Genomic DNA, 1,165 nt, shown 5'->3' with positions numbered 1-1,165 from the left:
GCAGATGGTCAATTAGTAACTGGTGGAAGCATTCTTTACCGTCAACGCGGTACAAAAATCTATCCAGGAGTTAACGTTGGTCGTGGTGGCGATGATACACTATTCGCAAAAGTTGACGGAATCGTTAAATTTGAGCGTCTAGGCCGTGATCGCAAACAAGTTAGCGTATACCCAGTAGCACAAGAAGCATAAGTTTCTTATGAAAAGGCTGGCTCTTTTGGAGTCAGTCTTTTATTTTATTTAGTTTTTCAGCACTTAGACAGACAGCATGTATGCTTTCTGTCTAAGTGCTGAAAGAAAAGATTTGCATTTTTTTGCTATATTTTTACGTGTCGTTTCATTTTTTGTTATACTTACATACGAGAAGTCTTCTGACACTAAATAACCGTGTAGGAGTACGATAATGAACAGAGACCGGGATACAATTGAATTTTTAAGACATGTACGCCATGATTGGCTTAATAAAATCCAACTTATCAAAGGGAATATGGCATTAAACAAAACAGAGCGCGTTGAGGAAATCATTGATGACATCATTTTGGAAGCACAGCAGGAGGCAAGGCTTTCTAATTTGGAGCTTCCTGCGTTTGCGGCTAAAATTTTGACGTCCAATTGGGAAAGCTATTCATTTCGTTTGGAATATGAAGTGCTTAATGAACAAAAGTGTCATTGTATAGAAGACTTTGCACTGACTGACTGGACGAGCCGATTTTTTTCCGTATTGGATAAAAGCATCAAAAAATACCATGATAATAATCTTTCCGTGTCAATCGAGCCACAATTAACGGAAACTCGATTGTTTTTTGATTTTAGCGGAATAATAGAAGAGAAAAAGCTGCTTATCGATTTCCTGCAGGAGAAGCTGAAAGATAGTTTTCTTGTGGAAAAAAGTGATATCTCTGATGAGGAATTAACGGTCGAGCTACTAATAAAGCAGCATAAGGATAACAATTAATTGTATTTCGATTCATAGGCGAGGAAGAAGCCTATTTTAGGAGGAAGTTGTAATATGTTTGTTGATCAGGTCAAGATTTACGTGAAAGGCGGCGACGGCGGCAATGGAATGGTTGCCTTTCGCAGAGAGAAATATGTTCCAAAAGGCGGACCAGCTGGCGGAGATGGCGGTAACGGAGCAGATGTAGTCTTTGAAGTAGAAGAAGGCTTA

Annotated in this window: 2 protein-coding genes and 1 pseudogene; all 3 read left to right on the top strand. The window is 39.1% G+C overall.

What is annotated here, in order from left to right:
- Window positions 1-192, top strand: a 192-nt coding sequence (locus AB0G52_RS41275) for a 50S ribosomal protein L27 (RefSeq protein ID WP_361344476.1), incomplete at its 5' end; no start/stop codon positions are given.
- Window positions 193-403: 211 nt separating this feature from the next.
- Window positions 404-955 (top strand): Spo0B C-terminal domain-containing protein, encoded by a 552-nt coding sequence (locus AB0G52_RS41270; protein ID WP_285093438.1) that lies wholly within the window; start codon window positions 404-406, stop codon window positions 953-955.
- Between the two features lie 54 nt (window positions 956-1,009).
- Window positions 1,010-1,165 (top strand): annotated as a pseudogene (locus AB0G52_RS41265) (GTPase ObgE); the annotation flags it as partial.

The sequence above is a fragment of the Streptomyces sp. NPDC021562 genome, assembly GCF_040640875.1.
GTDB lineage: Bacteria > Actinomycetota > Actinomycetes > Streptomycetales > Streptomycetaceae > Streptomyces.
The sequence above is the reverse complement of the archived record's forward strand: the minus strand, read 5'-3'. Positions and strand labels throughout refer to the sequence as shown.

Bases quoted from the DNA above. Each gene is read 5' to 3' on its own strand.
- AB0G52_RS41270 (WP_285093438.1), top strand. From the start codon at position 404: ATGAACAGAGACCGGGATACAATTGAATTTTTAAGACATGTACGCCAT.